At 60.3% G+C, this 20,924-nt stretch carries 21 protein-coding genes; all 21 read right to left on the bottom strand.

The window, feature by feature from the left end:
- Positions 1 to 17: 17 nt before the first annotated feature.
- A complete protein-coding gene (gene tssG, locus AWX27_RS07755; RefSeq protein ID WP_048234377.1) occupies positions 18 to 1,088 on the bottom strand; it encodes a type VI secretion system baseplate subunit TssG in 1,071 nt (356 codons plus the stop codon).
- A complete protein-coding gene (gene tssF, locus AWX27_RS07760; RefSeq protein WP_060420717.1) occupies positions 1,085 to 2,971 on the bottom strand; it encodes a type VI secretion system baseplate subunit TssF in 1,887 nt (628 codons plus the stop codon). The genes tssG and tssF overlap by 4 nt, the downstream gene beginning before the upstream one ends.
- A gap of 4 nt (positions 2,972 to 2,975) precedes the next feature.
- The gene (locus AWX27_RS07765; protein ID WP_038876749.1) at positions 2,976 to 3,551 is read right to left on the bottom strand and encodes a type VI secretion system baseplate subunit TssE; all 576 of its coding nucleotides are present in this window, start codon (positions 3,549 to 3,551) and stop codon (positions 2,976 to 2,978) included.
- A 2-nt stretch (positions 3,552 to 3,553) separates the two neighbouring features.
- The gene (locus tag AWX27_RS07770) at positions 3,554 to 4,375 is read right to left on the bottom strand and encodes a type VI secretion system accessory protein TagJ (RefSeq protein ID WP_060420720.1); all 822 of its coding nucleotides are present in this window, start codon (positions 4,373 to 4,375) and stop codon (positions 3,554 to 3,556) included.
- Positions 4,376 to 4,390: 15 nt separating this feature from the next.
- Positions 4,391 to 5,377: a double-strand break repair protein MRE11 gene (locus AWX27_RS07775; RefSeq protein WP_060420722.1), complete on the bottom strand. Its 987-nt coding sequence runs from the start codon at positions 5,375 to 5,377 to the stop codon at positions 4,391 to 4,393.
- Positions 5,378 to 5,405: 28 nt separating this feature from the next.
- Positions 5,406 to 6,179, bottom strand: coding sequence for a PP2C family protein-serine/threonine phosphatase (locus tag AWX27_RS07780; protein WP_015378289.1), 774 nt, complete (start codon positions 6,177 to 6,179; stop codon positions 5,406 to 5,408).
- Positions 6,179 to 7,915 carry a type VI secretion system-associated FHA domain protein TagH gene (gene tagH, locus AWX27_RS07785; protein ID WP_060420725.1) on the bottom strand — a complete coding sequence of 579 codons (1,737 nt, stop codon included), beginning with the start codon at positions 7,913 to 7,915 and terminating at the stop codon, positions 6,179 to 6,181. The genes AWX27_RS07780 and tagH overlap by 1 nt, the downstream gene beginning before the upstream one ends.
- Before the next feature lie 243 nt (positions 7,916 to 8,158).
- Complete coding sequence (locus AWX27_RS07790) at positions 8,159 to 8,506, bottom strand: T6SS amidase immunity protein Tai4 family protein (RefSeq protein WP_207188331.1); 348 nt, start codon at positions 8,504 to 8,506, stop codon at positions 8,159 to 8,161.
- A gap of 18 nt (positions 8,507 to 8,524) precedes the next feature.
- Positions 8,525 to 9,037, bottom strand: a complete 513-nt coding sequence (locus tag AWX27_RS07795) for a T6SS amidase immunity protein Tai4 family protein (RefSeq protein WP_230201186.1) — start codon at positions 9,035 to 9,037, stop codon at positions 8,525 to 8,527.
- 105 nt (positions 9,038 to 9,142) lie between these two features.
- The gene (locus AWX27_RS07800) at positions 9,143 to 9,502 is read right to left on the bottom strand and encodes a T6SS amidase immunity protein Tai4 family protein (RefSeq protein WP_060420730.1); all 360 of its coding nucleotides are present in this window, start codon (positions 9,500 to 9,502) and stop codon (positions 9,143 to 9,145) included.
- Entirely contained in the window at positions 9,499 to 9,984 is a 486-nt protein-coding gene (locus AWX27_RS24460) for a type VI secretion system amidase effector protein Tae4 (RefSeq protein ID WP_072265414.1), read from the bottom strand. The genes AWX27_RS07800 and AWX27_RS24460 overlap by 4 nt, the downstream gene beginning before the upstream one ends.
- A 60-nt stretch (positions 9,985 to 10,044) precedes the next feature.
- On the bottom strand, positions 10,045 to 10,527 hold the full coding sequence (locus tag AWX27_RS07805; protein ID WP_038876771.1) for an Hcp family type VI secretion system effector: 483 nt from the start codon (positions 10,525 to 10,527) through the stop codon (positions 10,045 to 10,047).
- 195 nt (positions 10,528 to 10,722) lie between these two features.
- On the bottom strand, positions 10,723 to 11,151 hold the full coding sequence (locus tag AWX27_RS07810; RefSeq protein WP_060420904.1) for a T6SS amidase immunity protein Tai4 family protein: 429 nt from the start codon (positions 11,149 to 11,151) through the stop codon (positions 10,723 to 10,725).
- A gap of 26 nt (positions 11,152 to 11,177) precedes the next feature.
- A complete protein-coding gene (locus AWX27_RS07815) occupies positions 11,178 to 11,669 on the bottom strand; it encodes a T6SS effector amidase Tae4 family protein (RefSeq protein WP_060420731.1) in 492 nt (163 codons plus the stop codon).
- Positions 11,666 to 12,049 carry a Rap1a/Tai family immunity protein gene (locus AWX27_RS07820; RefSeq protein ID WP_060420734.1) on the bottom strand — a complete coding sequence of 128 codons (384 nt, stop codon included), beginning with the start codon at positions 12,047 to 12,049 and terminating at the stop codon, positions 11,666 to 11,668. The genes AWX27_RS07815 and AWX27_RS07820 overlap by 4 nt, the downstream gene beginning before the upstream one ends.
- A 67-nt stretch (positions 12,050 to 12,116) precedes the next feature.
- Positions 12,117 to 13,622, bottom strand: coding sequence for a type VI secretion system contractile sheath large subunit (tssC, locus tag AWX27_RS07825; RefSeq protein ID WP_060420737.1), 1,506 nt, complete (start codon positions 13,620 to 13,622; stop codon positions 12,117 to 12,119).
- 3 nt (positions 13,623 to 13,625) lie between these two features.
- On the bottom strand, positions 13,626 to 14,162 hold the full coding sequence (gene tssB, locus AWX27_RS07830; protein ID WP_047730442.1) for a type VI secretion system contractile sheath small subunit: 537 nt from the start codon (positions 14,160 to 14,162) through the stop codon (positions 13,626 to 13,628).
- Between the two features lie 121 nt (positions 14,163 to 14,283).
- A complete protein-coding gene (gene tssA, locus AWX27_RS07835) occupies positions 14,284 to 15,315 on the bottom strand; it encodes a type VI secretion system protein TssA (RefSeq protein ID WP_060420740.1) in 1,032 nt (343 codons plus the stop codon).
- A 23-nt stretch (positions 15,316 to 15,338) separates the two neighbouring features.
- On the bottom strand, positions 15,339 to 16,058 hold the full coding sequence (gene tagF, locus AWX27_RS07840; RefSeq protein ID WP_060420743.1) for a type VI secretion system-associated protein TagF: 720 nt from the start codon (positions 16,056 to 16,058) through the stop codon (positions 15,339 to 15,341).
- A gap of 18 nt (positions 16,059 to 16,076) precedes the next feature.
- Positions 16,077 to 19,712: a type VI secretion system membrane subunit TssM gene (tssM, locus tag AWX27_RS07845; RefSeq protein WP_060420746.1), complete on the bottom strand. Its 3,636-nt coding sequence runs from the start codon at positions 19,710 to 19,712 to the stop codon at positions 16,077 to 16,079.
- Positions 19,712 to 20,914 (bottom strand): DotU family type VI secretion system protein, encoded by a 1,203-nt coding sequence (locus tag AWX27_RS07850; protein WP_080432899.1) that lies wholly within the window; start codon positions 20,912 to 20,914, stop codon positions 19,712 to 19,714. The genes tssM and AWX27_RS07850 overlap by 1 nt, the downstream gene beginning before the upstream one ends.
- Between the last annotated feature and the right edge of the window lie 10 nt (positions 20,915 to 20,924).

The raw sequence follows: 20,924 nt of genomic DNA on the forward strand, positions 1-20,924 counted from the left end.
CGCCGGCCGAAATAGGGTCAGAACGGATTTTCCAGCGGTTCAGGGCTGAAGATCAGATCGTCGAGATCGCGTTGCCGCCGATCGTCGGCCAGCCAGCTGCTCAGGCCCAATCGTTGCGCGCCGCCGAGCTGGAGGCCGTGCGCCTGTTCCTTCGCCAGGATCAGACGGACTTCCCAGACGAACTCGATGCCCAGGTATTGGCGCACCCAGTCGCGCAGCTGCCGGCACAGGTCGGCGCCGGGCAGGAAGCGGTCATAGTCCCGCTGCGGCATCGGCCCCAGCTCGATGCGGAATTTGTGCTGAATATCGCGCACCGCGATGCCGAGAAAGGCCGACTCGCCGAGCCGCGGCGCACCGCGCCCGGCCTTGAGCCGCGCCTGCTCGCGCGGCTCCACCCGCAGCCAGTGCGGCACGTTCTCGACGATACGCACCGGCACCTTGAAATACTGCTGCAAAATCTTGCTCAGGCCTTCCGGATCGCGGCTGTGGCGAATCAGATGACCGGCCATAAAATGTTTGGCGTGGGCGTTGATGCTGTCGCGTTCCTGCTGCGCCGGCTGGCCGATGCCGATCAGGCTCGACAGGTATTCGTCGAAGCGCCGGTTGTCCGGGCGATCCAGCGACACCGTCGGCTGCGCGTCGGCCCAGGCGCGGTAAAACAGCAGCGTCAGCCGGTGATGGAACAGGTTGGTGAACGCCAGCAGGGTGGTGTCCTGATGGTGGTACACCCGTTCGCGCACGTATTCGGTCAGGTGCAGCGGCAGCGGTCCGTTGGGGCCGAACAGGCCGAAGCTGAAGATCGAGACGTCGTGCAGCGGGCTGTTGGCGCGCGGCGCCACCTGCGCCAGCGTGGAGGGCGCGAACGACAGCGACGGCTCCTGGCCCAGGCGCAGCATCTCGTGACGCGGCAGCGGCGCGCGCCCCAGCAGGTAGGGTTGGCCGCCCTGGGCGTCGATACGGCGCAGCAGCTGAAACAGATCGTGCTTGTAAGGCGCGCTGCGCAGCCGCGGCCAGAAGTCGTCCGGCAGGCGATACAGCGCGTTGATCTGCGGCGGCGCCAGTTCGGTGGCAATCATCTCCGCGCTCATATCAGCGTCCTTTTGCCCATGCGCGCCTGCCAGTGGGCGATTTCGCCGCGCTGCTGGCTGGAGAGCGTCATCTCGGTGAAGGTGTTCATCGCCACCAGGCGTGAGAACAGGCGCTCCAGCACGCTGCCGAGCAGGTAAGGGCTGTTGCCGGAGAACGCCTGCTCATCGACCGTCAGATCGATGGCGATGCCGCGTGCGAACACGATGGGGCCCGGCTCCGGCACTCGCCGATAGACCGGCCGCAGGTTGCAGTGGCGCACGCCCTGGATCTGTTTGGCGATCGCCGGTTCGCTCAGGTTGCCGTACAGCCCCATCAGCTGGCGCAGGCTGGCGGCGCCCTGTTCCGGATCGCCGTCCATCATGCTGAGGTAGTTCAGCTGCAGCTGGCTGATCAGCCGCCAGGTGATCATGCCTTCGGCCAGCGCCGGGCGCGGCGGAGTGGGGCCTTTGCGCAGCGAGACCTGCTTGATCGGGATCGAGTCGGGCATCACGAAGTTGCCCTGATCCTGTTGCAGCAGCATCAACGGCAGGTCGCGGCTGGTGCACAGCACGTCGGCGGTGAGGTATTTCAGATCGCTGTGCCACGGCGATTGCCGCTCGTCCACCAGCGACACGAACACTTCCGAACCGGCATAGCCGGTGCGGGTGCCGTAGCGGCGGGCGTGCTCCGACAGCGTGCGCTGTTCGCGCCGCAGCGAGAAGTAGGCGCCATAGTTGCCGTCGTCCGCGCTCAGGGTGCTGTAAAACGGCCGAAACTCTTGCTCGTAGCGTTTTTCGCTGGCGCTGCCGCCGAGCCGCTGCACCGAGAATACTTCGTAATCCAGCGGCCGGATATTGTCGACCACCAGATGGTATTCGTGGTTTTTTTCGTTGATCGCGATGCGTTCGGCGACCTTCGGAAACAGGTTGATCACCGGCGTGCAGTGCAGCGCCAAATGGGCGGCGTCGACCACCCGTTCCAGCGCGGCGTCGTGCCGATCCAGCAGCACCACGATCTCGAACTGGCGCAGCGCCTTTTTCCCTTCGCGCACGCTTTGCAGCAGCGGGCGCAGGCCGTTGACGCTGAAGAACTGGAAGCGCGTCGGGAAGGCGAAGTACTCCTGCAGCAGCCGGTAGCCTTCGAAGTTGCGCAGGTCGTTGGGCAGCAGCGCCTGTTCGGCGGCGAAGCCCTCCTGCCGCAGCCCGTCCAGCGCCAGCGCGCGCCGCTGTGGCTGCGCCTCCACCGTTTGGCAGACAAGCCCGACGCTGTGCTGCATCAGCAGTTCCAGCAGCTGCTGCGCCTGCATGTCCGGCCCGGCCAGGTAAAACATCAGCTGGTCCAGCTGCAGGTTGTTGAGCGTCACGCTTTCGTAGCACTCGAGACGAATGCGCAGCGCGCTGACGCAGCCGCTGTGCTGCAGCCCCAGCGAGGCCAGCGGGATATCGGCCGGAATGCCGCCCAGCTCGACGCCGGCGATGCGCACCGGCTGCAGCGTGACGTCATGAGCGGTGGTATAGCTGCAGGTGATGCCGCTTTTCTTCAGCGTCTGGCTATCCATCATGGTGCCGCGCGGCACCACGAAGCCGTTGCTGATGTCGCCTTTGCTGCTGTCCGGCTGCAGCTCGGCGATCGCCATCGACGGCGTCGGCGACAGGTAATTGGGGTAGATGATCTCCAGCAAGCGCTGAGAAAAGCGCGGGAACTCGGCGTCCATTTTCAGCTGCACGCGCGAGGTGAGGAAGGCGAAGCCCTCCATCAGGCGCTCGATATAGGGATCCGCCACGTCGATGCCGCGCATGCCGAGACGGCCCGCGACCTTCGGGTACTGTTCGGCGAACTCGGCGCCCATCTCACGCAGATAGGCCAGCTCGCGGTTGTAATAGTCTAAAAGTTTACTGTCCATCGCCTTACCCTATGTCTTTCAGATCGAAGTGGCCGTTTTCCAGATCCACGTCGGTACGGAACAGAAACTCCAGCGGATAGGGCACGCACCACAGGCGGCCCTTGATTTCGATCGACAGCACGTTGTGCAGCTCCAGCGAGCCGGTGTCCGAGATGCAGCGCACCTGCAGCCCCTCGGGCAAAATGCGCGGTTCGAAATGGAGAATGGACTCGGTCAGCGCGCGCTGAATGTCGAGCCATTCGATATCCGACATGCGCTTGCCCGCCAGCGAGGCGATGCCGTAATTCAGGGTGGAGCGCCGCACCTGCGGAAAGTCGCCGAGATCCAGATTGGATTCGCTGTTGACGCAGTTGAACAGCCACTGCAGATCGCGCAGCACCCGGCGGCGCAGCTCGCTGTGCGACACCAGGTTGCGCACCTGTGCTTCCTGCTTTTTCTGCGGTTCGTCGTCGGTCAGCATGTCGAGCAGCACCGGCTGCATTTTGTCGCGCGACGTCAGGCGCTCGCTGTCCTGACGATAGCGATAGCCCTGGCGGCGCAGATCGCCGCCGTCGTAGTGGGGTGGGCGCTTATCGTTCATGTTCAGGCGCTCGCGTCGAAGCTCAGCTGCCGCAGGCTGTGCAGCGGGAATTCGTCGCTTTCGCTGAGCCAGGTTTTCAGGCCCAGCCCCGCATAGTGGGTGCCGTCGCCCAGCGGTTCCCATTCGGTGCGTTTGCCGAGCAGCAGCGCGTCGTCGCTGCCTTCGGCCAGCGGATAACGGGCGGGCAGTTGGCACACCTGTTCGCGGCCGTCGGTGAGGCGCACCAGCGCGTGGCTCCACACCAGATCGATGGCGCTCTGCGGCGCCTGGAACTGGATCGCGGCGATGTCGGCAAACGGCAGCCAGTAGTAAACGCCGTTCAGCGCCAGCTCGCACACCGGCCCGAGGCGGCCGTCACCGTCGGTCAGCCAGTCGAAACTCAGCTGCCGTTCTTGGTCGCCTTCGGCCAGCGTTAACCGCCCGGCGCCGGCCGGGGCGGCCTCCAGCGCTTCGTCACGCAGCGCCTGGGCCTGTTCGGCTGCGCCTTGCGCATCCTGATGCAGCGCCTGCACCATCAGTTTCAGCCAGGGCTGATCCTGCCGCAGCAGCGCCGGCGCGGCCGTGCCGGCGAACACCGCCTGGCGTTGCAGCTCGGCGTTGACCGACTGCATCAGCAGCAGCGTGGTCGGTTGGGCGATTGGTTTCAGCGCCTGCCAGGATTTCAGCTGCGCGTTGGCGCGCATCCAGTTGCCACTCAGGCACAGCAGTTGCACCAGCGCGGCGCGCAGGTCGGCATCCGCCGGTTTTCCCTTGATCTCGTTTTCGACGGCGGTGATGGCCGCGCCGATCGACTGGCCTTGCAGCATGCTTGCTAATGATTTCACAGGCTTTCCTTATGATCAGTGAGTGGCGCCGTTAACCGACAGGTAGCTGCCGCTGGCGGGATCGACCCGGTCTGCGGCCAGCTTTTCCACCAGCTTGAAGGTCAGCGGAGCGGGGGCGCTCAGCAGCGGTTGCCAGGCGGTTTGCGCCTGCTGCAGGCGCTGTTTGACCTTGTTCTCGTCGGCGGCATCGACGCGCGGCATTTCAACGATCGCTTCGCCGTTGAACGCCCAGGCGTGCAGCTTCGGTTCGAAGCTCAGCAGCAGGAAGCTGCCCGGCGCCTGCGGGTTACCGCCCAGAACCAGCCGTTGGGCGTTGGCGCTGACGACGGTCAGCGCGCGATCGCCGCCGTTGAGCTGCGCCAGCGGATAGCCCTGCAGGAACCACAACGTCGGCGAGAGGGTTTGGCCGCCCTGTTGCAGCGTGACTGCGCCGCTGCCCTGCAGCCAGCCGTCCTCGCCGCAGCGCAGCGCGTCGCTGGCGGGAATGAACAGCGCGCCGCCGTTGGCGTCGTCATGCCAGAAGGTGCGGAAGTGGCAGCCCTGCGGCAGGTTGAAACGCTGAGGCGGCGCGGTGTCCGCCTGCGGAGAGGTCACGGCTACCGCCGCAGGGATCGCCGGCTGCGGCGGGGTTTCCGGCTGCTCGACGGCCTCCTGTTTGACCACCGGTTTCCAGCCGCGAGCTTTGGCGGCTTCGCCGCTGGCCAGCTTTTCACCGCGCTTGTCGGTCAGCGTCCAGGGCAGGTGGCCGGCTTTCGGGCACTGCTTTTCCAACAGATTGCCGACGCGCGGCAGAAAGTCGTTCAGCACCGCCGGATCTTGGCTTTGCGCCGAGACGATGCGCAGCGGGATGCTCTTGCCGCACCAGCTTTCGGGATTGCTGTTTTTGACGTCATCGATAAACACTTCCAGCTTCTGGCTGGGGGAGTAAACCAGGCGATAGTTCATCGCCTGCGCGGTCGGTACCGCCATCAGGGCGACGAGCCCCGGCATCCAATATTTCATAGTGAACCTTGCTGTGAATGTGCGCTGCTCAGTCGCGGCTCAGAAACCGTTCCGCATCCGCCAGCGAATGCAGCAGGGTGGTTTCCTGCGGTGAGCCAATCCAGACGGCGATAGCGCTGTAGTTATCGCTGTTATTGTTTTTCTTCCATGCCTGCTGCATCAGGGCGATCCACTCGCTGGGGGAGTTGACCATGTGCAGCGACTGTTCCAGTTCGGCCTGGCTGAAGCTGTGCCAGAAGCCGTCGGTGCACAGCAGGAAAACGTCGCCGTCTTCCAGCTGCAGCACGTCGCTGTAGGTGGCGTCGCGCTCTTCGTTCAGCCCCAGCGCGAAATACAGCAGGTTGCTGTTGATGCCGTTGGTCTGATAACCGGCGTCCTGCATCTGCTGGATCAGGCTGTGGTCGGTGGTGACGGCATGCAGGTAGCCGCGGCGGAACAGGTACAGGCGACTGTCGCCGGCGTGCGCCCAGTAGGCCAGCTGGTAATCGCGATCGATAAACAGGCTGACCAGCGTGGTGCCCATCTTGCTGTATTCGTCCGACTGCCGCTGCTGCTGGTGGATGGCGGCGTTGGCGCGCGTAATGTGCTGGCGAATGCTTTGGGCGTTCAGGTGCTTTTCGCCGTCGAAGTTTTGCAAAATGGTGTCGCGCGCCAGTTTGGCGGCGATATCGCCGCCCGGAAAGCCGGCGATGCCGTCGCACACCACGAAGCAGGCGGCGCGGTTGCCGAGCACCTCGCCGGTCTGATCCTGGTTGGAGGCGCGGCCGCCCTGGTTGGAGGTAGAGGCTATGGTGATATTCATTACGCGTCCGGTTTGGTCTGTGAGTCTTTGTATTGATTCACTTCAACGTCATAGGCGTGCAGGAAGGCTTCGCCGAACAGGGTGTGGAAATCGTCCTCGATTTCGCCGGAGGTTTGCTGATAGTTCTTCACGAAGTAGTCCCACAGCGCAGCCTTGCGGTTAGCGGGCAGCGACAGACGCGGCGCCACGCCTTCCTTGCGCGCTTCCTCTTCGAGGCGCTCCGGGTTGAACGACTGCAGCATGGCGGCGATGATGGCGCGGATGCCGGCGATCATCCCCAGTTGGTGCGCCTGCAGGTCGATCAGCGCATCGCGCACCGCCTGCTCCGGCGGCATAAAGCCCGGCATCTGGCTGCCGAACATCTGCATCAGCACCGTTTTGCCCGAAGGCAGCAGCTTGAACGGGTTGTTGGCCTCGTCGAGGATCATGGTCATCTCGGCCTTCACGCCGCGCTTGAGGATCGAGCGGGATGAAAGCAGGGCGACGGTGCCCTGCGAGAACAGGCTCAGCAGGCGGCCGGCCTGGCGGATCTGCCGTTCGTCGAAGTGCGGCTGCGGCTGCAGATCGTCGAGGCCGATGCCTTGCAACAGCGCCGTCAGCAGCGGCCCCTCTAAGGTGTCGCCATTCGGCGCGGCGGCGTGCTGCCGTTGAGCGGACTGGTAGGCGACCGGATCGATGCCAAGGCGGTTGCCCTGGCGCGGGCGCGGCGGTTGCGCAGGCGGTTCCTGCTGGTTGAACTGCGGCACGGGTTGGGGCTGTGGCTCAGGCGTCTGCACGGGTGGCGGCGTCGGCTCTGGGCGTGGCGCTTGCGGTTGTGCGGCGATCGGAGGCGGAGACGGCGGCGCGGGCGGCTGTACCGGCTCGTCCGGTTGAGCCAGCGGCACGGCGCCGCCCATCAGCAGCCCCAGCGGATCGTTGCTGTTTAGCGTCTCGGGCGACGCGGGAGCGGATGAACCGCCGAACAGCGCCAGCGGATCCAGCTCTTGCTCCGGTTGCTGCGCATTCTGAGCCGGGGTTGCCGGCCGCGCTGGCGCAGCCTGCTCCGCCAGCAGCGCGCTGGGGGTGGTATCGGCCAGGATGTGTTCGCGCTCAAAGGTGGTGTCGGTGTTGAACAGCGCCGCCGGATCGGTTTGCTGCTGCTGCAGCTGGCGCAGATCGACATCGCCCGCCAGCTGTGCCAGCGGATCGGCCGGGTTCAGCTCGCGAGCGGGGGTATCCAGCAGCGGGTGGTTGCCAGGATTGGCGACCGGCGGCGGCGTGACGGCGGCCGGCGCATTCGGGGTAAATTCTTCCACCAGGCTGTCCCAGATTTCGTTGGGGATTGGCGCGGCGGATTTTTCTTTGGCGGCGGCTGTTGGGGCCGCAGCAGCGGCAACGGCGGCGGCCTTGGCCACCGGTTGAGCCTGTGGCGCGGCGTGCTGGTGCAGCGCGCTGACTTCAATCTGGTAATCGTCGATGCCGAGCACGTCGCCGTCCTGCAGTTCAACCTGGCGGCCACGTTCCAGCGGAATGTCGTTCAGCAGCACGCGGGTAACGTTGCCGCGGTTGGTGATGCGGCATTCGCCGTCAGCGGAAATATGCACGATCGCCTGCAGGCGGGAAATGGCGCGCTCTTCGTCCGGCAGCACCAGGTTGTTGTCCACGCTGCGGCCGATGGTGCCGCCCGGCGGCAGAAAATCGCAACTGCTCTGCGGCGGAACCTGGCCGCTTTTATTTTTTACAATGGAAAATCGCATAAGGCATTCCTGCTGATTAGGAGGTAGTGCAATAATTAATGATTCGATCTTTGGCTTGCCAAAATTGGCGGATATTTTGGCAAGCCGTTAAGTTGTTTCTTAACTCGTTCACTAAGGCTTGTTGTAGTCTTAATTTTACGAAATGCTTTTGTTATTAATTGAAAGAATTATGGAATAAGAAGGTGAAATGAAATTCCGTTGAACATCTCAAGGGTAACGGCTCTCTCATAACTAATTCTGATATCAGTTGTCGTCTTTCCCTTGGTACTTCTTGATGATGGCTTGCAACGCTTGGCTATGTACAAGATCGATGCACTTTGCCATCGTCATCGGCTCCCCAGACATGCTGTCATAGTGCTTTGCCAGAAATTCTTTTGCCAGCGCCCTGACAGCGGTATGCGCTTCCAGAGAATAATCGCCGAACTCCATGTAACCCCTGGCGGTGGCGGCGGCATCGTTTTTGACTTCTTTTGCTGAGTACCCCTCGGCGATACAAACGCTAAGCGCGTAGTTTTTGAGGTATTCGGCAGGGGAGTAGTCAATTTTTGTTGCTGCATTAGCGTTCAACGTTACGGCTATGGCCACAGCCAGTAAGATTCTTTTCACTGGTTATTTCCGAGACGGTTTTTCATTCACTCTAACCGGATTGTCTTTCACCCAATTATCATTAGGGCTCTGTACATAGTCTTTCGCGAGTTTGTCAAGATCTTCACTATGGTACATATCCATGCACTTCATTAAGTCTAAGCGGCTTTTTCCGTCCTTAGCATTGTAATTCTTTTGCAAGTACTGCTTTGTCAGTGCAATTATAGGGGATTCTTCATCACGAATTGCATAGTATGACCAAGCATCGATTCCATTCGATGAGGCAATTGCATCTTTGCTGGCTTCTGGTGATGTCTTATAAGCGACGGAAATGCAGTAGGTTAGAGCAATATCCTTGTAGTTTTGCAAATAGCTTCTGTATGCCGCTTGCGGCGGCCACTTTTCAATCGACTCTTCTTGATTTTTCTGCGCTATAGCGCAAGTGGCATATAGACAAAAAAAGGAGATAAGGATTCTTTTCATCTCAACACTCCAAAATCCGTATGGTTTGTGCAGAGTAATAGATAACCAGCGCATGAGTATCTCAATGCTTGATGGCTAATACCCAGTGAAAATAATTAATAAAACTCTAATTTGCTTAAGTTGATGATTTTATAAAATTGCAACCTACAATATTAATTATTAATTAGAGTAACGTTTGAAGATGGCTTTAGCCTCACTGGAACTCTGAAGCGAAAGGCAATCTAAAGTATGATAACTTCCTTTAACTGAGCCTTGACTATTTTTATTTGCGTACTGTTCAGCCAGTTTTTCGCCTTGTTCGAATGCATCCATGGGGAGTTTACTGAATTCTAAATAGGCGGAAGCGGAACGGAAAGCATCTTGCTTGGTTTTTTCTGAGTCAGTAGACTTCCCAATACAGCGGCTAACCAGCCAATTTTCATAAATTTCGCTTTGAGGTAAGTTTTCTATTTTTATATCTTCCGCAAGCAGCATAGGGGAAACGAGAAGAAGAGCAAGGGCTATGTGGGTAGTCTTCATTTTAATATCCAAAGTGATGCGACTTCAGGAACAAAAGATCCATTCTCAGGATCCCCCATGAAATGACAAGAGTCAGAGCAAATGTCACCGTTCCATAATGTGACATGTCCTCTGGCATTTCGCCAGCCATTTCCTTGTATAACCATTATCCCTTTTTTACCTGAAAATTTAACTGGTGTAGGGGATTTCACCGTGATATCAGGCTTGCCGAAGTTCTTTTCTAAAAAGAGAATCATATCGTTAACACGATAAAGATACCATTTTTTATCTTTACCAGACACAGTCGCATAACCGGAGTTAGAGGGAATTGGTATGCCTGTATAGTTGAGTACATAACTCATTCGAATAGGACAAGCATTTTCAAAAATACCGTTCTCAATATTGCTTTCTACTTTTCCACCAATCAATGCACCCACTTTTTTTACATTGATATTGACTTCAGAAAAACGAATCCATGCGGGCCCAAATAGAGGTTTTTTCATCCTGACTCTCCATTGTATCCATGTTATGAACCCCCGGCCGTAACCGGGGGGGCATGCAGATTAAGCTTCGCGGTTTTCCTTGATGTTCCAACCTGCGCTGCTTTCGGCGCCTTTGCCGCCTTTGTCGCTCTGCTCCCAGTATTGCTGTTTCACTTTCGCCGCCTGGAAGGAGTAGGTGACGCCCACGGTATCTTCGCCGCCTGCGCCGGTGTACTGCACGGCGGTGACCAGCACGTCTTCCAGGGTGATTTTTGCGTATTCAACCTGGCTACCACCCGCCTTACAAACCGACAGCTCAATCTTGGTCAGGTGTTTGCCGCTTGAGCAGTGTTTCAGCAAGGCCGGGGTTGACTTGTCGATCAGCGCGTTGACGTGCAGATCGTTGAAGCACACTTTGCCGGCGCCACCGCCGCCGCCAACGCCCATATTGCCCGGTTGAGAAGCGCCCCAGGAGAAAGAAGTAATGTCGGTCCAGCCTTTGTGATTCGAATCTTTGGATTCGCCGCTGGCACCTTCAACTTTCAGGAACATATCAATAGCCATAGTTTCTTCACTCTTTATTAAGGGTTAACAGTAGTATTAACGTTACGTTGAAAAACTCAGGTAATAGCAGCAGGAATTGCAAGTGTGGTAATGCATTACCAATTTATATCCTTGTGCCATGCACCTTCTTAAATACCGAAAACTATCGGTACGGGTTACCGAGCCACTATTAAGTGCTAATGGCTCAATGCTTAATTATTTCGCGTTATCTTGATTCCACGTGCGATCTGGATTGCCTGCAATGAGCTGTCGGGAAAGCTTGTCCAATTCAGAACTATGGTACAACCGCAGACAGTTCAAGGTGACGCCTTGACTCCTGTCTTTAGTTTCACTGTGAAACTCATTGATTCTGGATTTATATTTTCCGATGAGAACATTGATTTTCTCATCACCTGATTCGATGTCGAATGGCATCCATTCTCTCATCGCATTCGCCGTTCTGGCTGCATCAAGAGAGAATGCCTTATCCGAATCGGAGACCTGTGCCAGGCAGCGAGACAATGCCAGTTCTTTTACGACCTGGTGATAAGGCAGCTGTTTGATAAATGCCACAGGATCCTGATTTGGCGCTGCTTGCAACCTTAATGAGGCGATAAGCAAGCATGCAGTTAAACCAAACCTCATGCTTTTACTGGTCAGCCGATGGAACACTAGCTTAATTCCCAAAACCAGACTTCTTTGCAGTTAAAATAGCAATGGGAATGGCAGGTCAATAGCGAGTTTTCTGGTTCGATAAGATCAATGTGTCCGCCATCATAGTTGGTTATTTTATTGAAGAACACGACGCCTTTTTTATTGCCGATACCCTTCTCTGCATCTGGAGCATTAAAGAAAATGTTGGCTTTGCCAAAACTACTGGAGCGATGCAACTGATCGGCCAGCAGTTTGGCTCCAGGCTCAATCGTTTTACCCTTATAGGTGCCTTTTTTGATTGGCAGGCGGCCTTTGAAGCTGATGCCGGCTTTCAACAGCGCCAGGCTCATGCGGACGGCACAGGTATTGGCATAACCAGGGTTTTGCTTTAGAAGCGTATCAAGCTCATAACCAATCTCGGCGTAAACGGCTTCTGCTGCCAAATATCCCGGGCTAGAGTAATCAGAGGAGTAATGGCTGCTTTTTAGCTGACGATATAAAGGTTTCATGCTTTGCCTCCTTTGCAGGGGAAGCGAGTCGCCAGAGCCTCTTCAATCAGGGGGGCAGCCCTTTCGTGTAGGCGCGCAGCGGGAAGTTTATTAAAGAATTCGAACACAAACTCCTGCAGAGTGACAGTTTGTAGCTGGCTGTATTGGCACCAGCTTTTTCCTTCCGTCGCGTCCAGCACGCCCAGCAAATAAATCCGCGCTTTCTCTTTTTCCTGTTTATCTGCACTGCGATAGAAACGGAAAAAGTCGCTGCCTGGCAGATTGACATCATCGGACGTCAAATGCGCTATCGATGCCTGCTCTGCGAAAGCTGGCGGCGCGGCGGAGAGCGAGCAGACGACAGCCAACAGCGATGCCAGATAAAACCGTTTTGTCTTCATCTTTCTTTCCCTGTGATGAGGTTGATGTATCAGCCAGGCCGCACTCTCGCGGCCTGACTTCAGTCCATCAGGACGCGTCGTTTTGCTTCAGCGAAGGCAGCTTCGACACCAGGCGCAGGGAGACGGTCAGGCCTTCCAGCTGGTAGTGCGGGCGCAGGAAGAACTTGGCGCTGTAATAGCCCGGGTTGTCTTCGATCTCTTCCACCTGCACTTCCGCCGCAGCCAGCGGTTTGCGCGACTTGGTTTCCTGCGAGGAGTTGGCCGGATCGCCGTCCACGTAGTTCATGATCCAGTCGTTCAGCCAGCGTTCCATGTCGTCGCGCTCGCGGAAGGAGCCAATTTTGTCGCGCACGATGCACTTCAGGTAGTGCGCGAAGCGGCAGCAGGCGAACAGGTACGGCAGGCGCGCGGAAAGCTGGGCGTTGGCGGAGGCGTCGGCATCGTAGTATTCCGCCGGCTTCTGCAGCGACTGCGCGCCGATAAAGGCGGCGAAGTCGGAGTTTTTGCGGTGCACCAGCGGCATAAAGCCATTTTTGGCCAGCTCGGCTTCGCGGCGATCGCTGATGGCGATCTCGGTCGGGCACTTCATGTCCACGCCGCCGTCGTCGCTCGGGAAGGTGTGGCACGGCAGGTTTTCCACCGCGCCGCCGGATTCCACCCCGCGAATGGCGGTGCACCAGCCGAACTCTTTGAACGAACGGTTGATGTTGGCGGCCATGGCGTAGGCGGCGTTGGTCCAGGTGTAATTGCCGTGGGTCGCGCCGTCGGTTTCTTCTTCAAAGTCAAACTCGTCCACCGGGTTGGTGCGGATGCCGTAGGGCAGGCGCGCCAGGAAACGCGGCATCACCAGGCCCAGGTAGCGCGCGTCTTCCGACTCGCGCAGGCTGCGCCAGGCGGCGTACTCGGTGTTCTGGAAAATCTTGGTCAGATCGCGCGGGTTGGACAGCTCCTGCCAGGACTCCATCTGCATCACGCTCGGCGCGGTGCCGGCGATGAACGGGCAATGCGAGGCGGCGCCGATCTTGGCCATTTCGCCCAGCAGCTCCACGTCCTGCGGGCTGTGATCGAAGTAGTAGTCGCCCACCAGGCAGCCGAACGGCTCGCCGCCGAACTGGCCATACTCTTCTTCGTAGACTTTCTTGAAGATCGGGCTCTGGTCCCAGCCCACGCCTTTATAGCGCTTCAGCGTGCGGCCCAGCTCCTGTTTGGAAATGCTCATAAAGCGGATCTTCAGCATCTCGTCGGTTTCGGAGTTGTTGACCAGATAATGCAGGCCGTGCCAGACGCCTTCCAGCTTCTGGAAGTCGTCGTGGTGAATGATCTGGTTGATCTGCTGCGACAGCTTTTCGTCGATTTCCGCGATCAGCGCCTGGATGGTGCGGTAGGCGTCGGAAGAAACGGTGACGGTGTTTTCCAGCGCCTGTTGCGCCAGGGTTTTCACCGCGTTCTCGACCGCTTCTTTGGCCTGATCGGTCTTCGGCCGGAACTCTTTGTTCAGCAGCGCGCTGAATTCATCGCTGGAAAAAGTCTCGGTGGTCTGCAACGCATTTTGTTGCTGAGGCGAGTTGCTCATCGATTAATCCTCACGCTCGTTGTTGTCGTCGTTAACCGCCGGCTTCGGCGCGTCGGTCAGGGATTGCAGCAGCGCCGGGTTTTGCAGGATCTTGGAGATCAGCTCTTCGGCGCCGTTCTTACCGTCCATATAAGACAGCAGGTTGGAAAGCTGGGTGCGGGCGTCCAGCAGATTGCCCAGCGAGTCGACCTTGCGGGCGATAGCGGCAGGGGAGAAGTCTTCCATGCTTTCGAAGGTCAGATCGATGTTCAGCTTGCCTTCGCCGGTCAGGGTGTTATCGACCTGATAAGCGACGCGCGGCTTCAGCGATTTCATGCGCTCGTCGAAGTTGTCGACGTCGATCTCCATGAACTTGCGTTCTTCCACGCTGGCTTGCGGATCGACCGCTTTCCCCACCAGATCCGCCATCACGCCCATCACGAACGGCAGCTGGATTTTGCGCTCTGCGCCATAAATTTCGACATCGTATTCAATCTGTACGCGCGGCGCGCGGTTGCGGGCGATGAATTTCTGCCCGCTGCGGGATTTCGAGTTTGACATGATTTACTCCATCTAATGGCGATTGGGAACGCGCCTCGTCCGGCTGGGAGAGTCAGGTTCTGATTCGGGTCTGCGCCGGGGCAGACGGTATCGGATGCGTCAAGAGAACAAAGGTCGGCGGCTAGCTGTTCTCCTCGTGGTCGGGGCGACCGAGAATGGTCTCCAGTTGGTTAAGCCCATCGGGCGCCAAATCGCGGACGATTTGCATAAAGTCCAACGTAATCAGCCGCTGGACCCGATCGATCATCAGCGGCGCCGGGTGGCTCGGCTCATGAAGACGAAAATAGTTTTTCACCTTGTCCAGCATCAGCTGGGCGTCGTCGCGCGACTGGATCTGCGCGCTGCGCCAGTTCAGCGGTGCCGTGGCGTTTTGCATCGCAGCCGGTTGTTGCTGGGCGGCGGTTTCCGGCGGGGCGTCGGGTTCGGCGGCGGCCGGGGCATCGCTCTGGCCGGCGAGCGCCACCAGAGAAAATACCTTGGTCAGCGCGCCCATTTCCGGCAGGGCGCTTTCCCCCAGATGGCGGGTCACTTCACTGCGAATGGCGCCCAGGGTGTGGGCGATGTGCGTCACCAGTGCGCCTTCGGGGCGGCCCTGCTGCGCCAGCTCATCCTGCAACCGTGCGCGGCCGCCGGGAAAGTTGGGGCACTCTTGCTTGCTGCCGTCGAGCAGGGCGCCGGCATCGCGCAGCGAGATTTCACCGGCGGCGCTTTTCAGCAGCGGCGCGGTGCGCACGCTGGCGGCCAGCGCGGCTTTGTCGCCGAGGTCGGCCAACGCATTGATGCGAAACAGCGGGTCGGCTTCGCCGTCGAACTCCAATGCCGGTTGCAGAGCATCCCAGTAACGGAGTATCGACTGGTGGATCAGCGTCAGCCCGTCGGCGTAGCCCGGCAACCCGCGCAGCTGGGTCCAGGCGCGGGTGAGATACAGCATGACGCGCAGGTCTTTGGTGCGCGCCAGCAGCGAGGTCGCGAGGCGTTCGACCTGCACCCAATCCGGCGCTTCTTCCGGAATGATGGTGCTGCCGAACTGCTGTTCGGCCTTGCCGGTGGCGGCGCGCGCCATTGCCAGAAAGTCGGCGTCGTATTCCAGGTTGTCGCCGCAGGGATTGTCCGCGTCAACCGGGGCCAGCAGGGTATCGGTGTCGATAGCCATAGAATTTCCTTCAACGAACGATGTTAATCAAACATTTGCGGGTACTGGCCGCCGCGGCCGGGGCGTGCCCAGCCGTTGGGCTCGAACAGCAGTGAAAACAGCTGCACGGTGAGGTTGCCGCTGTGCACGTGGGTGTAGAGCGGGTGTCCGTCGGCCTGATTGGTCCACCAGAAGCTGGTGTACTGCGCCGGATCGAAACAGTCGGCGGCCTGTTGCCAGCCGAGACCCGGCACGTCCGGATGCTGAAAACCGATAATCGACAATATCTCGGAATCCGTTTCCGCCGGTGGGCTGGGCAGCGCCGGGATTGCCTGCAGCGTGCGGTCGATCTGTTCGGCGGAGAAGCCGTTGCGCACGCCGTTCAGCAGGGTATGGCCGAGCTGCTGGTACCAGCTCGCCGCCATGTTCAGCTGTTGCGGGCGCCATTCTTGCAGGCTGAACAGGCGTAGCGCGCAGATCGGGTAGCGCCGCCCGACGCGATCGCGCGCCGGCAACAGGCAGCCCATCTGCACGTACGGGCTGCCGAGCGTGGCGGGGATCACGAAGTTCCACACCGGTGCGTTGCTGAACGGGTGGCCGTTTGGCCCCTGCGCATCGCGCTGCAAATTCACCAGCCCGTTATGGAACCAGTGGGCCCAGTTGTTGACCACCGGATCGGGCAGGCGGCGCTGCAGAAAATCGCCGGCGGAAGGAAGTTTTCCGTACCAGCCGAGGCTCGTCGGGGCGCTTGAATCAGTGCTCATGATCATGTCCTTTCGGGGCTACGGGCACGAGAAGGCCGGCAGTTGGAACGGATTACGGATGCTGTTGGGCGTGAACTCCAGCGTGACGCGATGGCCGTCGAGATTGAACGTCGCCTGGCGGCCGAGGCCGCCGGTGCCCGAGGATTGCGCCATGTCCACCAGGCGGTTCAGCGCCCATGGCCCGCTGGTCACCAGGCTGGCGGTGGTGCCGTTGGCCAGCGCCAGCTGCAAATGCACCTGGTTGGTATTGCGGGTGCCCGGCCAGCTGACCACCAGCGGTACCTGAGGGCCATGGCTGTATTTGAACAGTTGGCCGTCGATATCCAGCGTCAGGTTGAGGATGTCGTTATCCATCCGCACCGGCCGCACGGTCACGCGGTACGAGGGCGTCGCGGTACCGTTGGCGAAGAAGGCGTCGCGGATGCGCTGCGCCTGCTGGAACGAACGCAGGATGCCTTCGCCGCCGGGCAGCGTCTTGCCGTCCACGCCGGGAGTAAAGCGCCAGTTGGCGCGGGTGGTGTCGACCTTGCCCTGCAGATTGTCGCGGAAGAAACTGTCCATCAGCCCGCTGTTCGGCGCGAACATGCGCGCCAGATCGTCCGGCGTCACGTCCTGGCGCGCCCGGGCCACCAGCGGATAACGGCCGGCGATCGCCTGGCGGCAGAAGCTGCCGACCTCGAAGCTGATGCGCTTTTTCACGTTCTCCATCTCTTTACGCTGGGTGTCGCTGCTGGCGCCGATCGCCAGCGACAGCAGCATCTGTTTGAACGGCACCGGCAAGCGGCCGGATTCGGCCTGCAGACGCGGGATGATGTCGCTCGGCGGTGCCGACATGCCGCTGTTGGCCGCGCCCTGTACCGCCGTCAGATAGCTGTACAGCTCATCGACCTGCTTCAGCACGCTGTCGAAAGGGATCGCCTTATTGCCTTCGCCCTGGCTTTGCGCCAGCTCCAGCAGCGGCGCGAAGTGCGCCATCACCAGCTGTTCCGGCTGGGCCGACACATCGCCGTCGGCGTTGGCCGGCCGGTTGGTGAACAGCGCTTCCAGCGTGCGGTTGGCGTTTTGATTCAGCCTGTCTTCGGTTTTGGCCAGCAGCGAACGGGAATCGGCGTCGCTTTTCTCGTCGCGCAGGGTGACGTTTTTGCTGACGTTGACCAGCAGGTTACGCATCGGCGACGGGTTGCCGGAGAGTAGCCGCGCGCTGCTGATGCGCTGGGTCAGGTTGCCGATGTTGGCCAGCTGGATATCTCCCAGCAGCGCATCCCAGGCGCTGATGAAGTCCTGCATGTACAGCTGGCGGATGGTCTTGGTCAAATCGGCGCTCTTCTGCTCCGGCGCCTGGCTGTTCAACACCCAGACGTCTTCCTTGCGCAGCGTGTCGGTCACCGGGTCGATATTGTCGCTGAACGCTTTCCAGTACCCTTGTGAGGTGAACAGGCCCGGCACGCCGTCGGTGACCGGTTTGCCGCTTTTGCGGCTGAACGCCAGCTCGGTTTGCGGGCCGGCCAAATCGACCAGGCTGACCGGCTTGATGTCGGTCTGTTTCAGCAGCAGACGTTTGAGGCGGCCATAGACGCGCTGCGACAGCGGCGCCCGATTGATGGCGGCCTGCGCCTGCGCCACCAGCGGTTCGTCTTTGGCGTAAGGCGAGGCCTGGATCTGCGTATCCAGCAGCTGGCTCAGGTGCCATTCGATCTGCTGCAGCTGTTTCTGCGTGCTGCCCTGCGGCAGGTTGCGCTGCAGGTTGAGCATCACCCAGGCGCGCAGGAATTTGCCGTCGTACTGCTTTGGCAGATACAGCATCTGATAGGCCTTCAGCGCTTCGTAGCTGAAGTCCGCATCGCCGTGGTTGTCGTTGCGCAGCGTGGTGGCGATCTGTTGCGCCACCTGCGGCAGCAGCAGTTCTTTCAGCGCTTTTTGGTACAGCGCATTGCCGGCGTCGCCCACCTGATCGCCGCGGAACAGCCCCATGCGGTAGGTGAACGGCGGATCGTCTAGCGAAAAGTTCTGGCTGTCCGGCAGGTGCAGCAGGCTATTGAGGAACGGCAGCAGCGAGAACATGTCGCCGTTACCCAACTGCGTCAGGTTTTGCCCCTGGCGCTCGACGCCGGGCACCTTGGCGGCCACTTCCGCCAGATAGGCCTTGTTGTTGCCGTAGCTGGTGAACCAGAGCATCGCCAGCACCGCCAGGATCACCGCCAGCGCGATGTAACCCGCCCAGTGCAGGGCGCGATTGCGGTATTCCCACCAGCGGTTGCTGCCCGCCAGCCCGGATTCCTGGAAGACCACCGATTCCAGCGTCTCTTTCAGGAAGAAGCTTTGGCCTTTGGCCGCCGGGATCGGCGCTTCCTGGCCCACGCTGTCCCAGGCCGCGTTGGCCTGCGCCCCTGAGTTTGCCGTCGGCAGCTGCAGGTAGCGGTTCAGCTCGCCCATCACCCGGTCGAACGGCAGGCCTTCCTGCGTGCCGCTGGTGAAATAGATACCGCGCGGGGTAAAGCGGGTTTCAAAACTGGAGGTGGCGAACACCTGTTCCAGGTATTGACTGAGCAGCGGGCGCAGGGCAGCGAACTCCTGCGGGAACAGGTAGCTTTCAGCGCGCTGGCGCGCGTCGTGCTCCATCAGCAGCGTATCCGGCAGCGCCGCGTCCAGCCGCTGTTGCAGCAGGGCGTATTGCTGTTCGAAGGCGGCGTTCAGATTGAAGTCCGGCTGCCGCGAGCGCTCGTAAGGGAAGGTGAACCCCCAGATCTGGTCGCGCTGTGCTTTGTCGAAGCTGCCGAAGTAGGCCATAAAGCCGTTGAGCAGGTCGGTTTTGGTCACCAGCACATAGACCGGGAAGTGAATGCCCAACTGCTCGTGCAGTTCGATCAGGCGTTTGCGCAGCGCGCTGGCCTGGGCGGCACGCGCTTCGGCGCTGTCGCTCAGCAGATCGGCCACGCTGATGGTCACCATCACGCCGTTGATCGGCTGGCGGGTGCGGTATTTTTTCAGCAGCGCGACGAAGCTTTGCCACTCGCCGGCATCTTCTTCGCGCTGGCTTTCCTGCGTGGTGTAGCGGCCGGCGGTGTCGAGCAGCACGGCGTCGTTGGTAAACCACCAGTCGCAGTTGCGGGTGCCGCCCACGCCGCGCAGCGCGGCTTTGCCGAAGCGATCCGCCAGCGGGAAGTGCAGGCCGGAGTTGACCAGCGCGGTGGTTTTACCGGCGCCGGGCGCGCCGATGATCACATACCACGGCAACTGGTACAGATATTGGCGGCTGAAGCGGGTCATCCAGCGATGTTTGCCGCCCTCCTGGCCCGGTGCGAAGCGCGCCTTCTTCAGCAGCTGCGCCGCTTCGTCGAAGCGCTGCGCCAGCTGTTCGTCTTGTTTAATCTCGGGCTTGCCGTCTTCCGCCGGTACCGCTTCGGCGGCGCGCAGGTTGCTTAGCAAACGGCTGTTGAACCAGGCGCTGTAAAGGCGCGGGATCAGGCGGCACAGGAACCAGATCAGGTAGATAACGCCGATGGCGATCTGGCGGTTGAGTTCCGGCTCCAGCGGGCGATAGTCGCCGATGGCCACCAGCGGGCCGATCATCCAGATGATGAACGCCAGCGCGGTGATGCCGACAAAGCCCCACAGCAGGCGGCTGGTGATGATGGAGAATAACGTACTGAGCATTACTTTCCGGTTCCTTGCGGCAAGCCGTTGATTTCCGCCTGGGTATTTTCCGGGGCGACCAACAGCGTAATTTCTACCCGGCGGTTCAACGCGCGGTTCACTTTGTTATCGTTCGGCGCGACGGGGTTGCTTTCGCCGCGGCCCTCGGCCTTGACCCGCTGCGGGTTGGCGAGGTGCTTTTGCAAGCGGGCGCTGACCGCTTCGGCGCGCGCCAGCGACAGCTCCCAGTTGGAGGCGAAACGGGCGCTGCGGATCGGCACGTTGTCGCTGTAGCCGGTGACCAGGATCTTGCCGCTGACGCCGTTCATGGCGGCGGCGATGCGGTCGATGACCGGAATATAGTTGGCGCGCACCGTGGTGGCGGCGGAGTCGAACAGCCCGTCGCCTTTGAGGATCACCACGCTTTGCTGCGCTTCGTCGCGCACCACCACCAGCCCTTCGGCGATCTCTTTGCGCAGGAAGCTTTTCAGGCTCAGCGTCGGCGGCGCGGCCGGCGCCGGGTTACCGATCGCCACCTGCGGCAGATTGGTTTGGTAAATCGCCGCCAGCACCGGGCTGGTGTTGTCGCCCAGCCGCCAGTTGAGGGCGATGAACAGCAGCGAAGCCAGGAAGCCGGTCAACGCCACGCAGGCCCACAGCGGCACCAGCGGGCGCCACAGCTTCTGCTGTACCGGCAGATCCAGCGAATGAGGCGACAGCGGCGGGGCATAACCGCCGCGCACCGACCGGATCAGCTGCAGCAGGCGCTGCTTCATGGTTTCCAGCTGCGAGCGGCCGTTTTCCATCACCCGGTAGCGGCCTTCAAAGCCCAGCAACAGGCAATAATTGATCAGCTCCAGCAGGTTGATGTGCTCGCGCGGGCTTTGCGACAGCTTGGCCAGCAGCTGGAAAAACTTCTCGCCGCCCCAGGTTTCGTTATGAAAGGTCACCAGCAGCCCGCTGCCGGACCACACGCTGTTGCTGCCCCACGGGGTCAGCGCCGCCGCTTCATCCAGCGCGGTGCACAGGCAATAACGCGCGCCGATGATCACTTCGTAGGGCAGGTTGGCGCGTTGGCCGCGGATCTCGAAGCGGCGCATTTCGTCGATCAGCTGTTGGCGCAGCTGCGCCGGGTTGGCGTGCGTGGCCGACTGGCGGATCTGCGAAATGGCGTTCAGCAGCGGGTTGGCGGCGTCCACCAGCGGGTTGGCCGCCGGCGCCATGCTATTTTCC

The organism is Serratia sp. 2880STDY5682894, assembly GCF_001537385.1.
Classification (GTDB): domain Bacteria; phylum Pseudomonadota; class Gammaproteobacteria; order Enterobacterales; family Enterobacteriaceae; genus Serratia; species Serratia nevei.